General features: G+C 73.1%; 20 protein-coding genes and 1 riboswitch. Of the genes, 9 read left to right on the forward strand and 11 right to left on the reverse strand.

The genetic code is table 11. The features are described 5' to 3' along the window. Positions 1-220: 220 nt before the first annotated feature. Positions 221-433, reverse strand: a complete 213-nt coding sequence (locus F9B16_RS37790) for a hypothetical protein (protein ID WP_151545035.1) — start codon at positions 431-433, stop codon at positions 221-223. A 226-nt stretch (positions 434-659) separates the two neighbouring features. Between F9B16_RS37790 and F9B16_RS37795 the strand changes: the two genes are divergently transcribed. The 3 genes from F9B16_RS37795 to F9B16_RS37805 all read left to right on the forward strand — a co-directional run bounded on the left by F9B16_RS37795 (position 660) and on the right by F9B16_RS37805 (position 3156). Further along, positions 660-1544 (forward strand): GntR family transcriptional regulator, encoded by an 885-nt coding sequence (locus F9B16_RS37795; RefSeq protein WP_151545036.1) that lies wholly within the window; start codon positions 660-662, stop codon positions 1542-1544. Positions 1545-1673: 129 nt separating this feature from the next. Further along, positions 1674-2312, forward strand: a complete 639-nt coding sequence (locus tag F9B16_RS37800) for a GNAT family N-acetyltransferase (RefSeq protein WP_151545037.1) — start codon at positions 1674-1676, stop codon at positions 2310-2312. 31 nt (positions 2313-2343) lie between these two features. After that, positions 2344-3156 carry a GntR family transcriptional regulator gene (locus F9B16_RS37805; protein ID WP_151545038.1) on the forward strand — a complete coding sequence of 271 codons (813 nt, stop codon included), beginning with the start codon at positions 2344-2346 and terminating at the stop codon, positions 3154-3156. A 19-nt stretch (positions 3157-3175) separates the two neighbouring features. On the opposite strand, the gene F9B16_RS37810 is transcribed toward F9B16_RS37805, so the two are convergent. Then, positions 3176-3451, reverse strand: coding sequence for a hypothetical protein (locus F9B16_RS37810; RefSeq protein ID WP_151545039.1), 276 nt, complete (start codon positions 3449-3451; stop codon positions 3176-3178). A gap of 345 nt (positions 3452-3796) precedes the next feature. On the opposite strand from F9B16_RS37810, the gene F9B16_RS37815 reads away from it, so the two are divergent. Both F9B16_RS37815 and F9B16_RS37820 read left to right on the forward strand, forming a co-directional pair. After that, positions 3797-5188, forward strand: coding sequence for a cyclic nucleotide-binding domain-containing protein (locus tag F9B16_RS37815; RefSeq protein ID WP_151545040.1), 1392 nt, complete (start codon positions 3797-3799; stop codon positions 5186-5188). 36 nt (positions 5189-5224) lie between these two features. Then, positions 5225-5578, forward strand: coding sequence for an antibiotic biosynthesis monooxygenase family protein (locus F9B16_RS37820; RefSeq protein WP_151545041.1), 354 nt, complete (start codon positions 5225-5227; stop codon positions 5576-5578). A gap of 46 nt (positions 5579-5624) precedes the next feature. Here the strand turns inward: F9B16_RS37820 and F9B16_RS37825 are convergent, their stop codons facing one another. Continuing rightward, entirely contained in the window at positions 5625-5906 is a 282-nt protein-coding gene (locus tag F9B16_RS37825) for a GNAT family N-acetyltransferase (RefSeq protein ID WP_151545042.1), read from the reverse strand. Positions 5907-5934: 28 nt separating this feature from the next. Next, entirely contained in the window at positions 5935-7512 is a 1578-nt protein-coding gene (gene cimA / locus F9B16_RS37830; RefSeq protein ID WP_151545043.1) for a citramalate synthase, read from the reverse strand. A gap of 396 nt (positions 7513-7908) precedes the next feature. On the opposite strand from cimA, the gene F9B16_RS37835 reads away from it, so the two are divergent. Together F9B16_RS37835 and F9B16_RS37840 are read left to right on the forward strand one after the other, a co-directional pair. Further along, positions 7909-8148, forward strand: coding sequence for a cold-shock protein (locus F9B16_RS37835; protein WP_151545044.1), 240 nt, complete (start codon positions 7909-7911; stop codon positions 8146-8148). 77 nt (positions 8149-8225) lie between these two features. Then, complete coding sequence (locus tag F9B16_RS37840; RefSeq protein WP_151545045.1) at positions 8226-8789, forward strand: hypothetical protein; 564 nt, start codon at positions 8226-8228, stop codon at positions 8787-8789. Between the two features lie 70 nt (positions 8790-8859). Here F9B16_RS37840 and F9B16_RS37845 read toward each other — a convergent pair whose 3' ends face one another. Together F9B16_RS37845 and F9B16_RS37850 are read right to left on the reverse strand one after the other, a co-directional pair. Further along, entirely contained in the window at positions 8860-9963 is a 1104-nt protein-coding gene (locus F9B16_RS37845; RefSeq protein ID WP_151545046.1) for a branched-chain amino acid aminotransferase, read from the reverse strand. A 176-nt stretch (positions 9964-10139) separates the two neighbouring features. Continuing rightward, a complete protein-coding gene (locus tag F9B16_RS37850) occupies positions 10140-11195 on the reverse strand; it encodes a 3-isopropylmalate dehydrogenase (protein WP_151545047.1) in 1056 nt (351 codons plus the stop codon). 129 nt (positions 11196-11324) lie between these two features. Beyond that, a riboswitch (cobalamin riboswitch) is annotated at positions 11325-11514 on the forward strand. A gap of 33 nt (positions 11515-11547) precedes the next feature. Here F9B16_RS37850 and F9B16_RS37855 point away from each other — a divergent pair. Continuing rightward, the gene (locus F9B16_RS37855; protein ID WP_151545048.1) at positions 11548-11781 is read left to right on the forward strand and encodes a CbtB domain-containing protein; all 234 of its coding nucleotides are present in this window, start codon (positions 11548-11550) and stop codon (positions 11779-11781) included. Between the two features lie 21 nt (positions 11782-11802). Next, positions 11803-12528 carry a CbtA family protein gene (locus tag F9B16_RS37860; RefSeq protein ID WP_225992299.1) on the forward strand — a complete coding sequence of 242 codons (726 nt, stop codon included), beginning with the start codon at positions 11803-11805 and terminating at the stop codon, positions 12526-12528. Positions 12529-12544: 16 nt separating this feature from the next. Here the strand turns inward: F9B16_RS37860 and F9B16_RS37865 are convergent, their stop codons facing one another. The 5 genes from F9B16_RS37865 to F9B16_RS37885 form a co-directional block, all read right to left on the reverse strand. Further along, a complete protein-coding gene (locus F9B16_RS37865) occupies positions 12545-13276 on the reverse strand; it encodes a (2Fe-2S)-binding protein (RefSeq protein ID WP_225992300.1) in 732 nt (243 codons plus the stop codon). 513 nt (positions 13277-13789) lie between these two features. Next, a complete protein-coding gene (gene serA / locus F9B16_RS37870; RefSeq protein WP_151545050.1) occupies positions 13790-15376 on the reverse strand; it encodes a phosphoglycerate dehydrogenase in 1587 nt (528 codons plus the stop codon). Between the two features lie 188 nt (positions 15377-15564). Continuing rightward, positions 15565-16203 (reverse strand): thymidylate synthase family protein, encoded by a 639-nt coding sequence (locus F9B16_RS37875; protein WP_225992301.1) that lies wholly within the window; start codon positions 16201-16203, stop codon positions 15565-15567. A gap of 381 nt (positions 16204-16584) precedes the next feature. Beyond that, the gene (locus F9B16_RS37880) at positions 16585-18114 is read right to left on the reverse strand and encodes a DUF2079 domain-containing protein (protein ID WP_225992302.1); all 1530 of its coding nucleotides are present in this window, start codon (positions 18112-18114) and stop codon (positions 16585-16587) included. A 51-nt stretch (positions 18115-18165) separates the two neighbouring features. Then, a partial coding sequence (locus F9B16_RS37885; RefSeq protein WP_151545051.1) for an FtsX-like permease family protein occupies positions 18166-19769 on the reverse strand: 1604 nt, incomplete at its 5' end.

Consider the following 19769-nt stretch of genomic DNA (forward strand, 5'->3'; position numbering starts at 1 on the left):
CGCGGCGCCCCGGATGCGGGCGGCGCCGGGTCGGGCGGCGGCGCCGTCCGGCGGCACCGGCGTGAGCACCAGCCGCGGGTAGGCCCCCGCGGTCGGCTGCTGGCCGCGCCACGGCCTCCACCACGCTCGCCGCTCCGCACCGGCCGGCGGCGCCTGTGTCCGGCTCTCTTCCACCTCGACCTCTCCTCGGGTCGGCGTCCCGCCCACGCGGCGACGGAGATCACGTACGGGTCGGACTCCCCTGCCGGCCGGCCCGCGACGCCGGGCCGACCACGTTCACGAACACTCCCTGGCGGTTCGACGTCCGCGGCCCCGGCACGCGGAAGACCGTGGAGTTGAACCTCCGGCCGGCCAGGACGATCGAGAGCCCGAGGGCCCCGAACACCGTCAGCGGACCGAGGATCCACAGGTAGACGGACACTGACACCATCATGTCGGCTCCTTCTGACAGGTCCGGCGCGGCCGACCCGTCCGCTAGTTCTGCATATCTCTTACGTGCCACCCATCGCACTGCTACTGTTGTCGAGCTTTAACTACTAGTTCACTTGTACCAACAAGTCGCTCAGTATGAGTGTTACCCTCTTAGGAGGTTGCAAACATGTTGAGCGGGAAGTACTTGTTCAGTTCTTGACGTCCGGTTCGGGAAGGGGATCGCCACCATGCCTCGCGCGACACCGCTGCGCTGGCGGGAAATCGCCGACGATCTGCTCCGGCGGATCGAGAGCGGGGACCTCGCCGAAGCGTCCGGCACCGCCGCGCGGCGCCGGCTCCCGGCGGAGAAGGACCTCGAACAGCACTACGACGCGTCGCGCAACACCATCCGCGACGCGCTGGCCTGGCTGGCGAACCAGGGACGCGTCGTCTCCGAGCAGGGCAAGGGCACCTTCGTCGTCTACCGGCCGAGCACCGTCCACGTCACCCTGTCCGCCGTCCCGCTGGGCCTCGCGCCCGGCAGCGGCGAGGGCGAGTGGTACAACCGCGACGCGTTCATCCCGGCCGGCCAGAGGGTGACGGTCTCGCCGGTGAAGGTGGAGATCCAGCAGGGCACGCAGCTGATCGCCTGGTACCTGCAGGCCGAGCCCGGCGAGACCTTCGTCTCCCGGCACCAGGAGATCTTCGTCGACGAGCGGCCGTGGGCGCTGCAGACGTCGTTCTACCCGCTGCGGTTCGCCACCGGCGGCGCGCCGCGGCTGCTCGAGCCGACCGACATCCCGCAGGGCGCGGTCGGCTACCTCGGCGAGACCCTCGGCTACGAGGAGGTCGGCTTCCACGACGAGATCCGGGCACGGGTGCCGGACGGCAACGAGAAGCGCTTCTTCAGCCTGGGCGACTCGGCGGCGGACGTCGTCTTCGAGACCAACCGCACCGCCTACTCCGCCGAGGGCGACGCGTTCCGCCTCACCGTGACGGTCTGGCCGGCCGACCGCACCCGGCTGCACTACAACGACGGGAAGGTCCCCGAGCAGGTCATGCGGGCACCGGGTCAGACGCCCGCGGAGACCGCCAAGGGGAAGGCGCCGGGCGGCGGATCCCGCGGCGGGTAGTCCCCCGCTGCCCGGCCGCGGCGTTCGCACATCGTCAACCGCCCCCGTTCCGGTCCCCGCGGAAGCCACGGCTCCCGGCGTCGGGCCCGGCGGCGGGGGCTCGGTTCTTTCTCTCGGAGTCAGGAGCCCGTGGACACAGACAGCAGGACCTGCCGGCGCAGCCAGGTCCCCCAACCCGACTACCACATCCGCCAGGCCCGCCCGGACGAGGTCCCGGTCGTCCTCCGCCTCATCGACGGAAGGGCCGCCTGGCTGCGGACCGAGAAGTCCACGACGCAGTGGAACCGGCCCTGGCCCGACCCCGAGAGCCGCTACAAGCGGGTCTACGAACGCGTGGTGAACGGCCTGACCTGGCTGATGTTCGACGGCTTCCGGCCGATCGCCACCGTCACGCTCCAGCCGTTCGGCCATCCGGAGCTGTGGACGGAGGAGGAGCGCGCCGTCGAGGCGGTCTACCTGCACCAGCTGGTGATCGACCGCGACTACGCCGGGACCGGCCTCGGCGCGGAGCTGATCGGCTGGGCGGCGGCCAAGGGCAGGGACCTGCAGCAGGGCGCCTCCGTGCTCAGGATCGACGTCTGGACGGACAACACCGAGCTGCACGCCTACTACCTCCGGCAGGGCTTCGCCTACGTCGCGACCCGCGCGACCGAGGACGCGACACCGTCCGGGGCCCTCTTCGAACGGCCGATCGACGCCCCGGGCCCGCCGGTGCACCGCATCATCGAAGTCTGGACGTCGCCGAAGCGCACCGGGCCGTCCCGGTGACCTGACGCGCCCGCAGCCCCGAGGAGCGGACATGTCCCCCGCCACTCCCAGGTACATCGAGATCGCGCGAGCGCTCCAGAAGCGGATCGAGTCCGGCGAACTGCTGCCGGGCGATCAGCTGCCGACCGAGCACGAGCTGGCCGGCGAGTGGAACGTCTCGCCGAACACCGCCAAGCAGGCGATGAAGGAGCTGCGCAGGAGCGGCCGCGTGGAGACGCTCCCCCACCGGGGCAGCTTCGTGTCGAAGGAGAGCACCCCCTTCGTGATCACGCTGAACGACGTGGATCTCGACGAGGACCTCCCGGGGCGCCCCGGGGGCGGCGAGGGCCGGGCGTTCGTGGACGAAGCGGAACGGCAGGGCCTCAGGGCCACCTCCTCGCTCCCGCGGGTGAGCATCGCGCAGGCTACGGACGCCCAGAAGAGCGCCCTCCGCCTCCGCGGGGAGCCGCGGCCCCAGATCGTCCGCCGGACGCAGCAGCGATTCATCGACGGCAAGCCGAACTCGCTGCAGCACTCCTACTTCGCCCTGGAACTGGCGCTCACAGCGCAGGCCCTGCTCGCGGAGAACGAGATAGCGGAGGGTTCCGTGGCCTACCTGCGCAAGCACGGTCACGTCCAGGTCGGTTACGAGGACGGGTTCGACGCGCGCCCGCCCACCGCCGAGGAGATGGAGTTCTTCGGCCTGCCGAGGGACAGCCTCGCCGTCATCGAGCACAGCCGGACGGCCTTCGACCAGAACGGCGAGCCGTTCCGGCTCACCGTCACCGTCTACAAACCGGGCGCCAACAGGATCCGCTTCTTCGCCGGCGACGTACCGGACGGCGCCCGGAACCCCGCCTCCTGATCGACGGCCACGGGGCGGGTCAGACGAAGCGGACGAGCATGAGGTCGCTGTCGGGGGTCTCGCGCCAGTAGACCGCGCCGGGTTCGCGGGACATGCGTTCGACGTCGGCGGCGATGATGAGGGCGCGGTTGATGCAGTCGGTCTTGTTGTAGCCGGTCATGTTCTGGAGGCGCTGGAGCGCCTGGACCGCCTTGCCGGTCAGGTTGAGCGTGACGCGCTCGCCCTGCGGGACGGTCTCGGCGCGGGGGGCCGTGCCGTCGCCGGAGGTGCCGGAGGCTGCTCGGGAGTTCGGCATGCGCGGTCATCTCCATTTCCGGCCGGCCCGCGTGCGGACGGCGTGCGGGGCCGGGAGACGGCCGGCCGCATCGTGTGCGGCCCTCCGGCGCCCTTCCCTGCCCCGAGGTACAGGGTGCAGATGCATGCTTCCCCGGGCGCAATCCGGGAAAACCTCGCAGTCCTCAGCTTCGCATGACCATCGCCATCTGGCAACTGGCTCATTACCGTTCGTTCGTCATCCTTTGTATGGCTTTTATATGTATCACGCGGTACCGTCTATCTGGGGGCAAGTGGGGCTCGGACGTGACGCCCGGCCGGAGCAGGCGCAGCGCGCCTCCGCCGGACGGGCGGAGAGGAGAGCACCGTGGGCAGCACAGAGCACAGGGGACGGATCGGACGGCCGCGGCGCTGGGAGCAGCGGAACAGGGCGCCGGGAACGCAGAGCGGGCTGGGGGCGGCGTCGGTGACGCTCGCCGCCGCCTTCGGGGGCGAGCTGGTGGCCGGGACGCCCGGCGCCGTGATCGCCGGCGGGCTGGCCCTCGTGTCGCTCACCGCCGCGCCCGCGGTCCACGCGCTCGTCCAGTACCTGAGGGCCGCGATGCCCCCGGGCCCGGGGCCGCTGCCGCCCGTCCCGCCGTCCGCGCAGGAGGGCCCCGCTCCTCCGCCGCTCCCGGCCGCCCGCGCGGTCGAGGCGGTCGAGGCGGTCACGGACGCGCGGGAGGGCGGCACCGCGTTCTGGACGATGCTCACGCAGAGCGAGCGGCAGGCGCTCCTCGACCGCGCCCACGGCCACGTCTACCGCCGGGGCGACGTGCTGTGCCGGGAAGGCGTGCTCGCCCAGGAGGTCATCGTCATCCTCGACGGCCTGGCGCGCGTGTGGGTCGAGGAGGGCGGCGTGCAGCGGACCGTCGCGTTCCGGGGCGGCGGCGAGCTCGTCGGCGAGCGGGCCGCGATGGTGGCGCGGGACCGGTCCGCCACCGTGACCGCCGAGGGCGACCTGAACGCGCTGCGCGTCCCGGCGCGCGCGTTCGCCGCCTACCTGGCGGACCACCCGCGCGTCCAGGCGATCCTGGTGAACCAGGTGTACCGGCGGCAGACCGAGCGGCGCGACGAGGCGGCCCTCCCCGCGGGCGCCGGCGGGCCGGGGACGGCGCTGCCGGACGGACCGAACGGCAGCTGCACGATCCTGACCACCGACATCCAGGGGTTCAGCTCCCGGCGGCGCACCGACGCGGACCGGCGGCACGTCGTCGCGGCCATGTACGGGATGCTGGAGGAGGCGTTCGCCGCGTCCGGCCTCGACTTCGCCGCCCTCCACACCGAGGACCGCGGCGACGGCGCCCTCGTCGTCGTCCCGTCCGGCACGCCGACCGGGCAGGTCGTCGACCCGATGCTCGCGCACCTGGCGGCCGCGCTGCGCCGGTACAACCGGCGCGCCGCCGAGCCCGTCCGGATCCAGCTGCGGGCCGCGATGCACGTCGGGCCGGTCCAGCGCGACGCGCGGGGCGTGTCCGGCCTGCCGATCATCACCACCCGGCGGCTGGTGGACGCGCCGGCGGTGAAGCGGCGCGTCGCCGAGACCGGCGCCGACCTGGCGTTCGTCGTGTCCGAGTTCGTGTTCGACAACGTGATCGCGCCCGCCCCGGGCTTCGTCGACCCGGCCCGCTACGCGCGGGTCCGCGTCCGGGTGAAGGAGACGTCGCTGCCGGCCTGGCTGACCCTGGAGGGGGGCGCGTCCCGGCTCGAGGCGATGTGAGACGGTGGGCACGACCAGACGTGAAGGGGGTCGGGCGTGTCCGTCGTGAAGATCAATGTCCTCACCGTGAACCCGGAGATGCGCGAGGAGATCGAGAAGCGCTTCGCCGGTCGGGCGGGGCTGGTGGAGTCCGCGGAGGGCTTCGAGGCCTTCGAGCTGCTGCGCCCGGTGGAGGGCCAGGACCGGTACCTGGTCTACACCCGGTGGCGCAGCGAGGAGGACTTCCAGCGCTGGACGCAGAGCCAGGCGTTCCAGCACGGGCACGCGCAGGCCGCCGCGGACCGCCCCGCCGGCCACGGCCATGGGCACGGGCACGGCGGGCCCGCCGCGTCCGGCGCGGAGCTGTGGGGGTTCGAGGTCGTCGAGAGCGCCGGCCCCAAGCGGGGCTGACCGGCGGCCCCGCGGCGGGCGCGGATCCCCGCGCCCGCCACCGCGCTCACCCCTTCACCAGGTCCTGGTAGTCGGGGTGCTTCTCGATCCACTTCTTGATGAACGGGCAGAGCGGCACGACCGGGTCGCCCTTGGCGCGGACGTCGTCCAGCGCCCCGCGGGCGAGGGCGCTGCCGACGCCCTTGCCCTCGAAGGCGGGATCGACCTCGGTGTGGGTGAACACGACCGCGCCGTCGCGCCGCTCGTACTCGGCGAACCCGGCGAGCCCGCCGTCCACCCGGATCTCGTAGCGGCCTTCCCCGGCATTGTCGGTGATCTCGGTGCTCATCCCCCGATCATGCCCGACACGCGGCGGGTTAGCCCGCTTCGTACCCGGCGTGCAGGAGGCAGTAGGTGACGGCCTCTTCGAGGGCCTGCCAGGACGCCGCGATGACGTTGTCCTCGACGCCGACCGTGCCCCACTCGCGCTCGCCGTCGGCGGACTCGATCAGCACGCGGGTGCGGGCGTCGGTGCCGTGCGCGCCCTCCAGGATGCGGACCTTGTAGTCGACGAGCTCCAGCCGCGCGAGCTCCGGGTACAGCCGGCCGAGCGCGATGCGCAGCGCGTTGTCCAGGGCGTTGACGGGTCCGTTGCCCTCGCCGGTCGCGATGATCCGCTCGCCCTTGGCGTGCAGCTTGACGGTCGCCTCGCTGACCATGGAGCCGTCCGGGCGGCGCTCCACGATGGACCGCCACGACTCGACCTCGAAGTGCCGCTGCCGGACGCCGGTCAGCTCCTCGCGCAGCAGCAGCTCGAACGAGGCGTCCGCGGCCTCGAAGGTGTAGCCGGTGGACTCCAGCTCCTTGACCTTGTCCACGACGGCCTTGGCCTTCTCGCCGGACAGGTCGTAGCCCAGCTCGCGGCCCTTCAGCTCGACGGACGCGCGGCCCGCCATGCTGGAGACCAGCATCCGCATGTCGTTGCCGACGGCGGCCGGGTCGATGTGCTGGTAGAGGTCCGGGTCGACCTTGACGGCGGAGGCGTGCAGCCCCGCCTTGTGCGCGAACGCCGACAGGCCCACGTAGGGCTGCTGGGAGCTCGGCGCGACGTTGGTGACCTCGGAGACCGCGTGCGCGATCCGGGTCATCTCGGCCAGCTGGGCGTCCGACACCAGGTCCATGCCCCGCTTGAGCTGCAGGTTCCCGATGACGGTGAACAGGTTGGCGTTGCCGCTGCGCTCGCCGTAGCCGTTCGCGCAGCCCTGCACGTGGGTGGCGCCGGCCTTCACGGCGGCGAGCGAGTTCGCGACCGCGCAGCCGGAGTCGTCGTGGCAGTGGATCCCGACGCGGACGCCGAGCCCGACGACCTCGTCGACGACGTCGGCCAGCTCGTCGGGCAGCATGCCGCCGTTGGTGTCGCAGAGCGCGACGACGTCGGCACCCGCCTCGGCGGCGGTCCGGACGGCCTCCAGCGCGTAGGCGCGGTTGGCCTTGTAGCCGTCGAAGAAGTGCTCGGCGTCCAGGAAGACTCGTTGGCCCTCCGCACGCAGGTGGGAGACCGTGTCGCGGATCATCGCGAGGTTCTCCTCCAGGGTGGTGCGGAGGGCCAGCTCGACGTGCCTGTCGTGACTCTTGGCGACCAGGGTCACGACGGACGCGCCGGATTCGCGCAGGGCGGCGACCTGGGGGTCGTCGGCCGCCTTCACCCCGGCCCGGCGGGTCGCGCCGAACGCGGTGAGCCGCGCGTGCCTCAGGTCGAGCTCTGTTCGGGCCCGCCTGAAGAACTCGGTGTCCTTGGGATTGGCGCCCGGCCAGCCGCCCTCGATGAAGCCGACGCCGAGGTCGTCGAGGTGGCGCGCGACGACGAGCTTGTCGGCCACGGAGAGGTTCAGCCCCTCCTGCTGCGAGCCGTCGCGGAGCGTGGTGTCGTAGACGTGGAAGTCGTCGCCGTGCATGGTGTGGGTCCCCCCAGGGATGGGCGATCAGCGCCAGGGCACAAAAAAGACCCCTCACGGACGTGAGAGGTCTGCGCGCCGGCGGTGTCCCGTTAGTTGCCGGCGCGCCAGCCGATAATGACGAGGCTGAGGCGCATGATGCGGTCCAGTCTGCCACACCCTCCGCCATGCATGGACACCCGTCTCGGATGCTGAGACAACCGGCCCGGGAAGCGCCCACCGCCCCCGCATGCCGCGCACGTCGTGAAGTCCACCGCCATTTCCCCCGAAAACGCTTTTTGGAAATGGGAGAAATGATCTCCCAAGGTTAAGTAAGGTTTTCATCGCGTAAACGCGCTTGCGCAAGGCTCGGCAAATGCCAGAGGATCGCGCTGTCCGCCGGAGGAGGGGAATGCGATGAGCGGTGATCCGGTTCGCGGAACGGTCGCGTCCTGGGACGACGAGAGCGGCTGGGGAGTCCTCGTCTCGCCGGACGTCCCGGGCGAGGTCTGGGCGCACTTCTCCGCCGTCCGCACCGTGCCCGGCGGCTTCGCCTCCCTGGATCCCGGTGAGAGCGTGCTGTTCACCTGGGAGGAAGCCGAGCAGGACGGCTACGCCTACCGCGCGCTGGACGTGCGGCGGGCCGAGCGGGACTGAGGCCCGGGCCGGCGGACCCGGCACGGCCGCCCGCCGGTCCCGGCGGACGGCGACCATTTCCGAAGGGAATGCCTGTCATGCGCATGCACACATTCGGCCGGACGGCCGTGATCTCCGGAACGGCTCTGGCAATGGCGCTCGGCGCCGCCTCGGCCGCGTCCGCGGCGGGCCGTCCGGGGCACCGCGCCCCCGCGGCCGCAGCCCATTACTTCGTGTTCACCAAACGGCATCAGGGCTTCGCGCACCGGGACCGGATCGGCGCGTTCCACGCGCAGGTGAAGCTCACCGGGCGGTACTCGCGGCAGTACCCGATGCCGTGGTCGTTCCAGATCACCAGCAGCAAGCTCCGGGCGATCGCGCGGGGCCGGGCGGTCTGCACCGCCAGCGGGCTGAACGGCCACTACCACGACCGGCACGTGATCCCCGTGGGCTACGTGTGGCACTCCACGGTCAAGCCGCACCGGGTCCGCAAGGTCTACGCCCTCTCGGGCACGTGCACGTTCCCGGTGCAGGTCGGCGGCAAGCCCGGACGGGCCTTCGTCGGGTTCGCCTTCCACTACGCGATCAACCCGGACGCGCCGGGCGTGAGCCCGAAGACCGCCGGCTCCGCGATCACCACCACGGTGCGCTTCGGCCGCTGACCCGGCCGCACATGACGGCGCCCGATGGCGCGCACCCGGGGACGGGCGCGCCATCGGGCGCTTCCACCGCTCAGACGATCCGGTGGACCCAGCCGTAGGGGTCGGGGCGGGTGCCGTACTGGATGCCGACGAGCTCCTGCCGCAGCCGCATCGAGATCTCGCCGGGCTCGCCGTCCCCGATCGTCCACTCCCGGTCGTGGCCCCGGACCCGGCCGACCGGGCTGATGATCGCGGCGGTGCCGCAGCCGAACACCTCGGTGATCTCGCCGGACGCGCAGCCGGCCTGCCACTCGTCGATGCTGATCTTGCCCTCCTCGGCGGGGATGCCGAGGTCGGGGGCCAGCTTGAGCATCGAGTCGCGGGTGACGCCGGCGAGCAGCGTGCCGGTGAGCGCGGGGGTGAGCAGCCGGGCCTGCGAGCCGGACCCGTAGACGAACATCAGGTTCATCGAGCCGACCTCCTCGACCCAGCGGTGCTCCACCGCGTCGAGCCAGACGACCTGGTCGCAGCCCTGCTCGACGGCCTCGGCCTGGCCGGCGAACGACGCCGCGTAGTTGCCGCCGAACTTGGCCTCGCCGGTGCCGCCGGGCGCCGCGCGGGTGTAGTCCTGCGACAGCCACACCGAGACGGGCTTGATCCCGCGCGGGTAGTACAGCCCGGACGGGGAGGCGATGACCATGAACAGGAACTCGTTCGCCGGGCTGTTCACGCCGAGCGCGCGGGTCGTGGCGAACATGAACGGCCGCAGGTAGAGGCTGTGGCCCTCGGTGTCGGGGACCCACTCCTTGTCGGTGCGGACGAGCAGCTCGACGGCGTCGACGAACAGCTGCTCGGGGATCTCCGGCATGGCCATCCGCTTGGCGGAGCGGTTCATCCGGGCCGCGTTCATGTACGGCCGGAAGGTGACGATCGAGCCGTCCGGCTGCTTGTAGGCCTTGAGGCCCTCGAACAGCTCCTGGGCGTAGTGGAACACCTGGCTGGCCGGGTCCATCGGGATCGGCCCGTAGGGTTCGAGCTTGGCGTCGTGCCAGCCGCGGTCCGCCGAGTACCGGATCGTGATCATGTGGTCGGTGAAGTACCGGCCGAAGCCCGGATCGGCCAGGACGCGCTCGCGCTCGGCGGCCGTCGCGGGCCGCTCGGTCAGCGTGATCTCGAAGTCCAGGGTGTCGCTCATCGCCGTTCGTCCTCTCCCGATCGCCGGTGCGGCTCCATTGCCGCTGCGGCGTCCTTAATCCCCATTGTCGTACTTCGTTCCTCGACCCCACTCCTCGTACGCGGCGCATACGGAAAACCGGGCGCGCCGCGAGGCGCGCCCGGAGTGTCCCTGCTCGTAGCCGGAGAGGCGCGCCCTCAGCCCGATACTCGCTTGGCGATCGCGTCGCCGATCTGCGCGGTCGACCGCGTCCCGAGCGCGCCGCGCTCGGCCAGGTCGTCGGAGACGGCCTGCTCGACCCGGCGGGCCGCGTCGCCGGCGCCGATGTGGTCGAGCAGCATCGCGACCGACAGGATCGTGGCGGTCGGGTCGGCCTTGCCCTGCCCTGCGATGTCGGGGGCGCTGCCGTGCACCGGCTCGAACATCGACGGCGCCGTCCGGTCGGGGTTGACGTTCCCGGACGCGGCGAGCCCGATGCCGCCGGCGATCGCGGCGCCGATGTCGGTGATGATGTCGCCGAACAGGTTGTCGGTGACCACGACGTCGAACCGCTGCGGCTGGCCGACGAAGAACATGGTGGCCGCGTCGACATGGCAGTAGTTGGTGCTGACCTGCGGGTACTCCGCGCCGACCTGCTTCATGACGCGCTGGTAGAGATCACCGGCGAAGGTCAGGACGTTGTCCTTGTGGACGAGCGTCAGCTTCTTGCGCGGCCGCGACGCGGCGACCTCGAACGCGTACCGGACGACCCGCTCGACGCCGAAGGCGGTGTTGACGCTCTCCTGGGTGGCGACCTCGTGCGGGGTGCCCTTGCGCAGGACGCCGCCGACGCCCGTGTAGGGGCCCTCGGTGCCCTCGCGGACGACGACCATGTCGATGTCGTCCGGCGTGACGTCGGCGAGGGGGGTCTTCACGCCCGGGAACAGCTTCACCGGGCGGAGGTTCACGTAGTGGTCGAGCTCGAACCGGGTCCGCAGCAGCAGCCCGCGCTCCAGCGTCCCGCTCGGGACGCTGGGGTCGCCGACGGCGCCGAGCAGGATGACGTCCTGGCCGCGCAGCTCCTCCAGCACCGAGTCGGGCAGCGTCTCCCCGGTCCGGTGCCAGCGGGCGGCGCCCAGGTCGTAGGAGGTCTGCTCGAACGCGAGGTCGCTGGACGGGGCGACGGCCTCGAGGACCTTCAGGCCCTCGGCGACCACCTCGGGGCCGATCCCGTCACCGGGGATGACGGCCAGACGAATGCTGCGGGAAGCCATGCGCGTACTGTACTGCAAACGTCTCACTGCTTGGGCTTTCGTCTCATATCCCGGTACGCGGGTCTCGCCGCCGGTGACCCGGCGTCACCTTTGTCACTTTTCGCGGGGTTGACGGGCCGGGTGGGAGAAGGGACGCTCTCCTCGACAAGTTCACATCGAGGCGACGGTGCGCAGGAACCTGGTGCGAATCCAGGACGGTCCCGCCACTGTGACCAGGGAGTCTCCCCCACCGCACGACCACGGCCGGGCCACCGGCGGGAAGGTCGGCGGGAGACGGCGATCTGGGAGTCAGGACACTGACCCGTCGTCCTCCCGCAACCGGGGCGAGTGCACCCCGTGAGGAGAACCCGACATGGCCGAGTCCGCCGTACCGTCCGCCACGTCCCCGCAGGCCGAGCCGTCCGCGGCGCCGCTGCGCCTGCCGATCCGCGACATCGTGCCGTGGGCGGTGCTCGCCGTCGTGCTGGCCGCGATCCTGATCTACTTCGTCGGCGCCGAGCAGGGCGCCACGTCGATCTTCGGCGGCACCTGGGTGCACGAGTTCACCCACGACGGCCGCCACCTCCTCGGCTTCCCCTGTCATTAGGCCGGGGGGCATGAGCCGATGATGAGAGCACTGCTGGTCCGCGGGATGCTCGCGGGCCTGGCCGCGGCCGCCCTGGCCCTGGTCGTCGCCTGGCTGTACGGGGAGCCGCAGGTCGGGCACGCGATCGCGTTCGAGGAGGCCAGGGCGCACGCCGAGCACGCCGGGCACGAACCGGAGGTCGTCAGCCGGGGCGTGCAGAAGACGGCCGGCCTGATCACCGCGATGGCCGTGTACGGGGTGGCGCTCGGCGGCCTGTTCTCGATCGCGTTCGCCTTTGCGGCGGGACGGCTCGGACGGCTCGGCGCGCGCGCCACCGCCGCCCTGGTCGCCCTGGCCGGGTTCGTCGCGATCGAGCTGGTGCCGTTCCTGAAGTACCCCGCGACGCCCCCGGCGGTCGGCAACCCGGCGACCATCGGGAGCCGGACGGCGCTGTACTTCTGCATGATGGCGCTGGGCGTCCTGGCGACGACCGCGGCGGTGATCGTGGGCCGCCGACTCGTCCCCCGGCTCGGCGCCTGGAACGCGATCACGGTCACCGCGGTCGGCTACGCCGTCCTGCTGGCCGTCGTGTACCGGCTCACGCCGGAGCCCGACGCGATCCCGGAGCATTTCCCGGCGACGGTCCTGTGGAACTTCCGGATCGCCTCTCTGGGCGTCCAGCTCGTCCTGTGGGCCACGATCGGGCTGCTGTTCGGGTACCTGACCGAGCGTTCGGTCGCTCGGCGGCGCGCCGCCGCCCTGGTCTGAGGGCCGCGGGCCGTCGTCACGGGCGCCTCTGTGGCGACGGCTCGGCGCGGCGCGGCGGGCGGCGCAGGCCGCAGTCGCCGCACATCTCGCCGCCGGGCGGGACGCGGTAGTACAGGCAGCAGTTGCGCCGGGCGAAGCCGTGCGGGCCGAGCGTCCCGGTCCCCGCCAGGGGCGGGCGGGACAGGAGTTCGCGGACGATCGCGGTGCGGGCGGCGTCCTGCGGGCCGACGTTCAGGCCGCCGGCCAGCGCCGATGCCGCGTTCCCCCACAGCAGGCCGTCCGCGAGGCTCGTGAAGGTCAGCATCGCCGCGCGCAGCGGCTCCAGCTGGCCCGTGACGACCTGGCCGTGAACGAGATCGGCGGCCTCGGCGGCGCCGCCGGCGCGGTGCCCGCGCGGGTCGGCCAGCCAGAGCGCGATGGGGGCGCCCGGCGCCCACCGCCAGTGCAGGGCGGACAGGTCGGGAACGACGCCCAGCGCCGCCGCCGCGACGACGGGCGACCAGAGGCGCGACGCGAGGCCCTGGAACAGGATGGACGCCGCGACGCGCCGCTCGCCGGTGCCGAGCCGCTCGGCGTAGAGGCCGGTGAGGCCCGCGAGGCGGTCCGGGTCGCGCTCGGGCAGCGGCCGCCACGTCGGATCGGCCTCCTCGGCCGGATCGGTAGAGATCGCGAAGTACGGCCCGAGGCGCCCGGCGGCGCTCAGCGCCTCCCTGACCTCCCCGGCCCCGGCGGGCATCGGCGACGGCATGGCGTTCACCCCTGCCATGCCCGTCCCGGCGCACGGCCGCGAGGCCGCCGCGGGGCCGCCGCGGGGCCGGGAGGGCGGGGCGCGCTACCGGGAGGGGTGGCCGCCGTTGTCGCGGCGGTCCAGGGCCGTCTGCAGGGCGCGGGCCGCCTCCTCGGCGGCGTCGTCCGCGGGCACGGTGGTACGGGTGGTGTCGTTCATGATCGCTCCGAATCGCTGAGGCTGGGTGCCGGGGCCGCCGGGACGCGTGGTTCGCACGGGTCCGGGCGCGGAATCGGGCTCATGGCCGGGCGAAACCTCCGCAGCGGTGCCGGCCCGCCGATGTCAGGCCCCGCTGCGGCAGCGAAGGATTACCGCGAAACGCCGCATGACTGCCTTCGACGGTACCCGCCGTTCCGGCGACTGTCCCGACCCGTGGCGTAAAATCTCAACATGTGAGATGTTACGGTGCGCACGAACGCGACGGGCGGGCGCCCGGCCGAAGCCGGACACCCGCCCGTCACGGTCGTCCCGAGATCAGTCGAGGTCGACGCGGCGGCCCATGTCGGCGCCCACCTCGGCGGTGATCGCGTCCACGAGCTGCGGCGGGATGCCGGAGTCGACGGTCAGCGCGATCAGCGCCTTGCCGCCCTTGGCGTCCCGGCCGACCTGCATGCCGGCGATGTTGACCTCGGCGTCGCCGAGCAGCTTGCCGACGGCGCCGACGATGCCCGGGCGGTCCACGTAGGAGAAGAACGCCATGTGCGCGGTCGGCACCAGCTCCATGTTGTAGCCGTTGATCTCGATGATCCGCTCGGCGTGCTTCGGGCCGGTCAGCGTGCCGGACACCGACACCACCGCGCCGTCGGCCATCGTGCCGCGCACCTGCACCACGTTGCGCCAGTCGGGGCTGTCCTCGCTGGTGGTCAGGGTGACCTCGACGCCCCGGTCACGGGCCAGCAGCGGCGCGTTGACGAACGTCACCGACTCCTCGACGACGTCGGAGAACACGCCCTTGAGCGCGGCCAGCTCCAGCACCTTGACGTCGTGCTCGGCGATCTCGCCGCGCACCACCACGTCCAGCCGGACGGGCACGCCGCCGGCGAGGGCGGTGAAGATCCGGCCGAGCTTCTCGGCGAGCGGCAGGCCCGGCTTGACGTCCTCGGCGACCGCGCCGCCCTGGACGTTCACCGCGTCCGGCACGAACTCGCCGGACAGCGCCAGCTTCACCGAGCGGGCGACCTGCGTGCCCGCCTTCTCCTGCGCCTCGTGGGTGCTGGCGCCGAGGTGCGGGGTGACGACCACGTTGTCGTGGTGGAACAGCGGGCTGTCGGTGCAGGGCTCGCTGCTGAACACGTCGATGCCGGCGCCGGCGACCCGGCCGTCCTTCAGCGCGAGGTCGAGCGCCTCCTCGTCGACGATCCCGCCGCGGGCGGCGTTGACGATCCGCACGCTCGGCTTGACCTGGTGCAGCTCGCGGTCGCCGATGAGGCCGAGGGTCTCGGGGGTCTTCGGCAGGTGGACGGTGATGAAGTCGCTCTCCTGGAGCAGCTCGTCGAGGGTGACGAGCTTCACGCCGAGCTGCGCCGCGCGGGCGGCCTGCACGTACGGGTCGAACGCGATCACGTTCATGTCGAAGGCGGCGAGCCGCTGGGAGACCAGGACGCCGATGCGGCCGAGGCCGAGCACGCCGACGGTCTTGCCCTGCAGCTCGACGCCGGTGTACTTGGACCGCTTCCACTCGCCCTGCTTGAGGGCGGAGTGGCCCTGCGGAACGTTCCGGGCGGTGGCGAGGAGCAGCGCGATCGCGTGCTCGGCGGCGGTGACGATGTTGGAGGTCGGCGCGTTGACGACCATGACGCCGGCCTTGGTGGCGGCCTCCACGTCGACGTTGTCGAGGCCGACGCCGGCGCGCGCGACCACGCGCAGCCTCCCGGCGTGCTGGAAGACCTCGGCGGTGACCTTGGTGGCGCTGCGGACGATCAGGGCGTCGACGTCCGCGACGGCGGGCAGCAGCTTGGCCTTGTCGCTGCCGTCGACGTGACGGACCTCGAAGTCGGATTCCAGCACGGCGATGCCGGCCGGGGAGAGCTCTTCTGCGACGAGGACGACGGGCTTGCTCAAGGAAACAGTCCTTCGGAAGTCGGATGTTCGGCTGGTGTGCAGGTGAAGTCGCGAGTCACCTCGTCGTGCCCTCGCCCCCAGCGGCGAGTCTATCCCCCGGCGGGCGGCGGGGTCCGCGACAGGGAAGGACCGGCCGGTAACTCCGTTGTGTCCGCCGGGGCGGGGCCGTCCTCACCTCCCGGCCCCGGTCACGCGGCGTTCGGCTCGGGCATCGCGGCCAGCACGGCGGCGACCCGCTCGGCGTCGCCGACCCGGACGTGCGGGACGTCCACGAAGATCCGCAGCGGCCCGGCGGGCAGCCCGAGCTCCTCGGCCACGTGGAGCTGGACCTCGCGCAGCGGGATGTAGGCCAGGTAGCCGCGGAAGACGTCCTGGGACCGGAACATCCCGGTCATGATCAGCCGGTAGCCGCGGATGCGGAACGACAGCGCGGTCAGGCACGGCACGGCGGCGGCGTCCCCGCCCGGCAGCGTCAGCGAGATCCAGGCGCTGGTCGTCCACGGCCTCGCCCGCAGCAGGCCGACGACCCAGCGCAGCTGGTCGGCGCCGTCGAGGTCGCGCGGCCGGGGCAGGTGGCGCCCGGCGGCGGCGTCCCGGGCGCGCTCGCGGGCGCGGCGCGCGAGCCGGGCCCGGTCGCCGTGCTCGCGGAGGATCGGGTCCTCCCAGCTCAGCGAGTCGATCTCGAACAGCAGCGGGGGCCCTTCGATGATGGGCCCCGCGTCCTCCATGCCGGCGACCCCGGCCGACCACACGTGCCGCAGGACGCCGATCCACGCCCTCCCGCAGGTCTCCCAGCGCCGGACGCCGTTGTCCCCTCGCGCCTGCACGTCATCTCTCCGCGCCATTGCCGGCCCGATCACCGCCAATGCGGGACGGGCGTTTCGCTGACCGCGGCATTGCCGCGCCGGTGAGGAATTGCGCCGGGCGCCCGGCCGGCCGTCCCGGGCCGGTCCTTGACAGCCTCTCACCACTCATGTACTCGCCCCAACGCCGCTCCGGCGGCGGTCACGTGAGTGTTCGCGCAGGTGCTCCCGCGCCGGCCGCGGCCGTCGCGACTTTCTTCAAGTATCGGGCAAGGTGGGCCAAAAGGATAGGTTCTTTTACCCTCGGAGCCATCTCCACCGGCATTCTGACCGCTCCGGCGCGCAAAGGTCATTGGACAATCCGTCCAAACGATCGCCGCCATTCGGACCCGGCCGGGCGGGCCCTCACCAGGGGTCCGGGCCGGGCCGGTGGAGCACGACGTAGCCGTCCCGGGCGAACACCTCCCGGTACCCGGACACCGCCAGCAGGGCGACCCGCCGCTGCTGCTCGGTCACCGACGCGAACGGGAACGTCCGCCGTTCCACGTCCGCGACGACCCACGGCGCGTCGCGCGGCTGCCAGTCCCACAGCAGGACGCGGGTCCGGCCGCTGAGCGCGGGCCCGACGCCGTTGGCGGCCTCCACCAGCGCCCCGTCCGGGACCTTCGCGACCGCCGCGGCGGCGGCCGACGCGCGCTCGTTGCGGCTGTACAGCGCGGGATCGCCGAGATCGCCGAACGCGAAGAACGGCACGGTGACGACCGCCGCCGCCAGCAGGCCGGCCGCCGGGACCCAGGCCGCGCCCAGCCAACGCCCGAGCCGGCCGAGCCGGCCGAGCCGCCCGACGCGGGAGCGCAGCCAGGCGTTCCGGCGCAGGCGCGCGGCCCCGTCCACCGCGGCCAGGACGAGCGCCGCGACGATGAACGCGTTGTAGTGGTAGTGGGGCGCCCACCAGTTGGCGAAACGGTCGGCGAGCATCCGCTCGGCCAGCGGCGGCAGGACGACCAGCGTCAGCGGGGACGCCAGCGGGAGCAGCAGCAGGGGCAGGACGAGCAGAGCCATCATGGTGAGCTTGCCCGGCGGGGTGCCGATCGCCGCGACCGCGTCCCACGGGTGCAGCAGGACGTGCGCGGCGGCGTGCGGGAGGTCGCGGCCGAGCGAGGTGTAGGCCCAGTAGTAATCGTTGTCGCCGCCGAACGCCGCGATGGCGATCTTGGAGCACACCGCGGTCGCGGCGACGCCCGCGGCGGCGTACACCAGGCCCGCGCGGCGCTCGCCGCGGCGGGTCAGCAGGAACAGCCCGAACCCCGCGAGCAGCAGCCCCATGTCCTCCTTGACCAGCAGCAGGAGGAACGCGGCGAGCGCCGCCCGGCCGCGCCGCCCGGCGTCGTACCGCTCGATCATCAGCGCGGACAGCAGCGGGACGAACGCGACCTCGTGGAAGTCGAACGCGAGCGCCTCGGCGACCGGCCACGACAGCGCGTACGCGCCCGCCGCGCAGTACGCGCCGCCCGTGCCGAGCCGGCGCTCGGCGAACCGCCACACCGGCACGATCGCCAAGGCGAACAGCACGCCCTGCGCGACGAGCAGCGTCCCCGGGCCGTCGTGGATCCAGTACAGCGGCGCCAGCACCGCGAGGATCGGCGAGAAGTGGTCGCCGAGGACGGAGAAGCCCGGCCCGAACCCGTTGTGGACGCCCTTGACGATCGCGACCGGCGCGCCGAACCGGCTGTAGGACCGGACCGCCTGATCGAAGATCACGAGGTCGTAGGTGCTGGCCCGGAACGCGTGCAGCCGCAGCAGCGCGTAGGCGGAGTCGAGCACGGCGCTCGCGGCGACGAGCGCGGCGATCGCCCAGGCCCGCCGCGTCCCCGCGTCCGGGCGCCCCTCACCTCCGGCCGGCCCTTCCACCGCGACCGCCTCCGCCTCCGCCACGCGCCGGACGCTACCAGCCCCCCGCCGCCACCCCGTCGCCGTGCGGCGGTGTCAGCCGGCGGGGCGGTGGGTCAGCGGGAGGCCGCGGCGTGTGAACAGGGCCGCGGCCACCACCGCCAGCAGGGGGACGGCCACGCCGACGGCCAGGAGGAGCGGCCACGGCACGTCGAGCGTCGGGCCGTGCCCGGGCACCGCGGGCGAGCCGTCCGGGCCGGCCGGGACCGTCGCGACCGCGGTGAGCGGGCGGGCGACCGCGACGCCCGGGACGAACCCCGCCGCGATGCCGAGCCAGCAGCCGAGCACCGCGACGAACCCGGCCTGGCCCATCGCGAGCAGCCGGCCGGTGCGGGGGCGGGCGCCGATCGCCGCGAGGGTCGCCAGGTCGGGCCGGGCGTCCGCGGCCGCCAGCCCCGTCGCGATCATCGTCCCGCCGAAGGCCAGCACGGCCCCGGCGATCGCGAGCGCGAACAGCATGGGCGAGGGGGAGCCGACGTGCCCGCGCTCGACGTAGACACCGTCGTCGTTGTCGGTGAAGCCGGCGAGGACCTCCGTCAGCCGGGACTGCTCCGCCTTGGTGACCCGGTGGTCGGCGCGGTCGATGCCGAGCGCCTCGGTCCGCACGGGCACGCCGGCCCGCGCGGCGGCGGACGGCGGCACCAGGGCCTGGACGTGCGGGTCCTCGCGGACGGCGAGCGCCGGCACGCCGCGCACCGTGCGCACCGTGTGCTGCTGGTCGTCCTTCCAGTAGGAGACCGTCAGCGTGGTGGTGCCGCCGGGCAGCGGCCCGGAACCGAAGACGACGACCTTCCCGGCGGCGAGCGCGGCCGTCACCGCGGGGTCGTCGCGGCCGAGCAGCAGGCGCGCCTCGCGGGCGCCGCCGACGACGTTGTCGAGCACGATCGTCCTGCTCCGGGACGGTCCCGCCGCGAAGCCGACGGACGGGCATTTCGCGGTGTCGGCCTGGTCGCACTCCGACCCCTCCCCCGGCAGCGTCCGCAGCGGGACGACGGGCACCCCGGGCAGTTCCCGCCCGATCGCGGCGCTGACGGCGTCCGCCCGGCCCGCGGGCGGCCTGACCAGGGCCGTCCCCATCGGCAGCCGGGGCTCGTACTCGGCGCGCTCCTGCCGGGCGTCGCTCGCGACGCCGATCGCGAACACGGTGATCCCGGCGACCGCCGCCATGATCGCGGCGACGACGGGGGCGGCGCGGCCCCGGTTGCGGGCCCCGTCCCGGACGGCCAGGCGCAGCGGCAGCGGGAGCCACCGGGCGACCCGGCCCGCCGCGCCGACCAGCCACGGCGTGGCCATGACGCATCCGATGACGATCGCGGCGGCGCCGAGCGCGGCCCCGAACTCGTGCAGCGGGGTGGTGCCGAACAGGCAGACCGCGACGCCGAGCAGGACGAGGACCGCGCCCGCGACGGGCCAGCCGCGGCGCGCCCGGCCCGCGTCCCGGCGCCCGGCGAGGGCGGCGACGACGTCCATCCGCGCGGCCTGGACGGCCGGCACGAGGGCGGCGAGGACGCCGCTGCCCGCGCCGAGCAGCATCGTCACGGCGACCAGCGTCCACGGCACCTCGTACGGGCCGAGCACGACGCCGAGGAGAGTCCTGGACAGCGGCTTGGCCAGGGCCGCCGCGAGCAGGCCGAGCAGCG

This window comes from Actinomadura montaniterrae (assembly GCF_008923365.1).
GTDB lineage: Bacteria > Actinomycetota > Actinomycetes > Streptosporangiales > Streptosporangiaceae > Spirillospora > Spirillospora montaniterrae.